Below are 4,378 nucleotides of genomic sequence, written 5' to 3' on the forward strand. Positions count from 1 at the left end.
CCGAACAAATACCGCAATAAAAACCCTATGAATAGAATTGAAGGATGATGTCGGGTTTTAGTGCCTTTTTGTGGTTTTTACCACTTTATTCTATGATAGCATGAATATGTAATCAACTGGAAGTAATAAGGAGGTGACACAGATGCGCAAATTGGAAACTGCCCAAGTTAAAAACTATGGTACATTCCTGACTGTTACTCTTTCTAAAAAGAGCAAGCCGGGCGACGGCAAATTCGGCCGCGGCGTAAAACGCGGTTAAGAGTGTATGAGAAAGAGAGAGCCTGTGGCTCTCTCTTTTTCCGTTCAGCAACCAAAAAAGAGTGCGGATCGTTGAAATCCGCACTCTTTTGCCAATCAATTAATGTCCGCTGTGCTCAGAATGTTTTGCACCTGGAGTACCGCCCTCAGGGTTGTCTCCGTGATAGTTGTGAGCAGCGAAGATCCAGACAGAACCGGCAATAATCGCAACCGCAATAAATGCGGCAAACAGCGTATTCCCGACTTGGATTTTGCCGCTGTCACTTTCAGTCATATGCATAAACATTAAGAGCTGAAGTCCAGCTTGGATGATCGCAAAACCGAAAATAATCCACAGCTTTGCAGCCATGCTTAAGTCCGTATAGATCACCCACAAGGCCAATAAGGTCAGCACAATGGACAACACGAACCCGACAATATGCTTCCAAGGAAAGTGGCTGTGTTCAGCCGATTGTTTTGCTGCCATTATACATTCACCAACCCTATCAAATAGACGCCGGTAAAGATGAAAATCCATACCACGTCTAAGAAGTGCCAATACAAACTTGAGATAAACAGCTTAGCAGACGTTTGCGGGGTTAGGCCGCGCTTTTTCGTCTGAAGCAAAATGCCGATAATCCAGAAGATACCGATCGATACGTGCAGTCCGTGTGTTCCCAATAGAACAAAGAAAGATGACCAGTAAGCACTTGTCGATAAAGTGGCACCTTCGTGTACATAATGATTGAACTCATAAAGCTCATAGCTGACAAACCCAGCACCGAGCAACAGGGTAATGATCATCCAGATCATCACGCCTTTCAAACTGCCGCGGCGCATCTCATGCACTGCGATGCCGCATGTGAAACTGCTCGTTAACAGCAGGAACGTCATGATTAAAACGAGCTTTGCGTCGAACAGTTCTGCCGGCAGTACGCCCCCCGCTGTTCTGTTATGAAGAACAGCATAGGTCGCAAATAACGTAGAGAATAAAGCAATCTCCGCTCCAAGAAAAATCCAAAAGCCAAGGATATTCAACCTTCCGATTTCAGAACGGTATTCCATAGGAGCGTTAGAATTGCTGTGTTCTGCATGTTCCATCAATCCCGCCTCCTTTACTTGGCATTCTTTCGTTCAGTCTCTTTTATTTCCTCAACACTTACATAGTAGCCGTCGTCATATTCAAATGAACGAAGAATCATACAGAGGAATACACCGATCAGACCGACGATTCCCATCCAGAACCATTCAAAGACAAGCCCGAATCCAGCAAATCCGAAGCATAATGACATAAGAAACGGACGGCCTGAATTGCTCGGCATATGAATCTTTTTAAACTTGCTTTCAGGATGAATCTCGACATTGTCTTCCTTCATTTGCGCAAATGCGTCAGGTGATGTAACCTCAGGCAGAACCGCAAAGTTATAGTGCGGCGGGATCGCAGAAGATGTAGCCCACTCAAGCGTACGACCCATTCCCCAAGCATCTCCTGATTCTTCGCGTTTTGAATGACGGAAGCTGTAGAAAATGTTGTAGCAGAGAACGATGAATCCTGCGGCCATCAGCAATGCGCCGAATGTCGCAATCATGTTCAATGCAGTCCAGCCGTCTTCTGCTCCGTATGTGTAAATACGGCGAGGCATTCCTTGCAATCCAAGGAAATACATCGGGAAGAAACAGATGTTAAAGCCCGTCATGAACAGCCAGAAGAACCATTTTCCGATGCGTTCGTTCAGTTTGTGACCGAACATTTTCGGATACCAGAAGATCAATCCGGCGAAACATGCAAACACAGTACCCGCGATCAGCACATAGTGGAAGTGCGATACGAGGAAGTATGTGTTGTGATATTGATAATCCGCAGCTGCCATCGCAAGCATAACGCCCGTAACACCGCCGATGACGAAGTTCGGAATAAATGCAAGCGACCACAGCATCGGCGTTGTGATTTTGATTCTGCCTCGATGCAGCGTCAACAGCCAGTTAAAGATTTTAACTCCGGTCGGCACCGATATCGCCATCGTCGTAATCGAGAAGAACGAGTTGACCGCCGCACTGTTGCCCATTGTGAAAAAGTGGTGCAGCCAAACGACGAAGCTGAGAACCGAAATGGCAACAATTGAATAAACCATTGCTTTGTAGCCGAACAGCTGCTTTCTTGCGAATGTCGCAATGATTTCTGAAAAAATACCGAAAGCAGGCAAAATAACGATGTAAACCTCAGGATGTCCCCAAATCCAGAACAAGTTCGCCCACAGCATCGGCATACCGCCGTTCGCCAAGGTGAAAAAGGCTGTTCCGAACAAGCGGTCAAATGTCATCAGCGCCAAAGCCACTGTCAAGACAGGGAATGCGAAAATGATAATCACACAAGTGATCAGCGTTGTCCAAGTGAACATCGGCATCCGCCATAGGGTCATGCCTTTTGTACGCATTTTCAGGATGGTCACCATAAAGTTAATCCCGGTGAGAAGCGTACCGATACCCGCGATCTGAAGTCCGAGCAAGTAATAGTTCTGCCCAGGCCCAGGACTCAGCTCATTGCCTGCAAGCGGCATGTAAGCCGTCCATCCTGCATTCGGCGATCCGCCGATGACGAATGAAATATTAAACAGCATCGCTCCGACCATGAAGGTCCAGAAGCTCAAGTTGTTCAAATACGGGAATGCAACATCGCGCGCACCGATTTGGAGCGGTACGACGACGTTCATTAATCCAATAAGAAACGGCATCGCCATGAAAATGATCATGATCGTACCGTGTGTCGTAAACACTTCATTATAGTGGTTTGAATCTAAAAAGCTGTTATTAGGAAGCGTGAGCTGGGCACGCATCATTAACCCGTCGACGCCGCCGCGGAAGAACATAATGACTGCGGCAATGAGGTACATGATTCCTAAACGTTTATGATCGACGGTGGTAATCCATTCTCTCCAAAGCCATTTCCATTTTTTGAAGTATGTCAGCACAAATACGATTGCAATGGATGTAAGCAAAATGGAAATCTGTGCTCCAAGAATTAATGGGTCACCTGTAATTATGAATTCGTCCCATTTCAAATTCATGCAAGCTTCCTCCTTTCCTAGTGAGAATCTTGGTCTTCAGATTGTTTTTGATCTTTGTTTGTCTTCACGTTTTCAAACGGATCTGATTTTGAGTGCGGAGACAATGGTTTATAGCCCAATCTTTCGCGCGCTTTAATGGCGTATTCCGCATCATTTCCGTGGTTAACATACTTCAGGTGTGTCGATGAGAACGTCATTTCGTCCGCATGCTGAGGAAGCATCAGTTCATCGTACTGGTTTTTCGTCAGCTTAGGAGCTTCTTTCTGCGTTTTCTTCACCCAGTCGTTAAACTTGCTTTCAGATACCGCTTTGACATTAAACTGTTGTTCTGCAAAACCTTCACCTGTGAAGTTTGCATTTCGGCCTTTATAAGTACCCTCATGGTCTGCCTGCAAATATTGCTCCATTTCCATTCCGGACATGGCATATTTTTGCCCGCCAAGCTGCGGAATCCACAGTGACGCCATAGAATCGGCAGATGAGATTTTAAACAAGATCGGTCTGTCTGTCGGGATATTCAAATAGTTGACCGTTTCGATATCCTGTTCCGGGTAGCTGAATACCCATTTCCAATCGACAGATGTCGCATATACGACCAAAGGTTCCTTGTCCTTTGATGCTTTTGGAGCCTCTTCTAGAGAATAAATTGTTTGAACTGTCGGCACTGACAGCGCAATAACAATTAAAATCGGAACCACTGTCCAGACGATTTCTAAAAATGTATTGCCTTCTACTTCCGGGCTGTAAGGAGACTTTCTGTCTTTACGCTCACGGTATTTCACAATCATCACAGTAAAAAGGACAAATACGACCGCTACGATAAACAGCATAAATCCAATCGATAATAGAATAAGATCTCTTTGCTGCGAAGCAACCGGTCCTTTAGGATCCAATACCGCGATTTGACTGCAGCCGCCCAATAAAAAAATGGAGGAAAGTAGAGTCAGCATAATCAGTGGTTTAAATGCTCTGAACAAGAGGATCACCATCCTTCCTTAAATGATGTCTAAAATTTGGTCAGAATATCTAAGATAAAAGGATTCTGAAAAACTTTTTTCTTCTACCTTGCTATGCTA

At 45.2% G+C, this 4,378-nt stretch carries 4 protein-coding genes; all 4 read right to left on the reverse strand.

The window, feature by feature from the left end; all coding sequences use genetic code 11:
* Window positions 1-358 precede the first annotated feature (358 nt).
* Genes qoxD through qoxA form a run of 4 tightly spaced genes read right to left on the reverse strand, consistent with a single transcriptional unit; the run spans window position 359 to window position 4,288 of the window.
* Window positions 359-724 (reverse strand): cytochrome aa3 quinol oxidase subunit IV, encoded by a 366-nt coding sequence (qoxD, locus tag C1T29_RS22935; protein ID WP_023857000.1) that lies wholly within the window; start codon window positions 722-724, stop codon window positions 359-361.
* Window positions 724-1,338 (reverse strand): cytochrome aa3 quinol oxidase subunit III, encoded by a 615-nt coding sequence (qoxC, locus tag C1T29_RS22940; protein ID WP_023856999.1) that lies wholly within the window; start codon window positions 1,336-1,338, stop codon window positions 724-726. Before qoxC ends, qoxD begins: the two co-directional genes overlap by 1 nt.
* A 14-nt stretch (window positions 1,339-1,352) precedes the next feature.
* Entirely contained in the window at window positions 1,353-3,302 is a 1,950-nt protein-coding gene (gene qoxB / locus C1T29_RS22945) for a cytochrome aa3 quinol oxidase subunit I (protein WP_025810604.1), read from the reverse strand.
* A gap of 17 nt (window positions 3,303-3,319) precedes the next feature.
* Window positions 3,320-4,288, reverse strand: coding sequence for a cytochrome aa3 quinol oxidase subunit II (gene qoxA, locus C1T29_RS22950; RefSeq protein WP_095291511.1), 969 nt, complete (start codon window positions 4,286-4,288; stop codon window positions 3,320-3,322).
* Window positions 4,289-4,378 lie beyond the last annotated feature (90 nt).

This window comes from Bacillus sp. MBGLi79 (assembly GCF_002953915.1).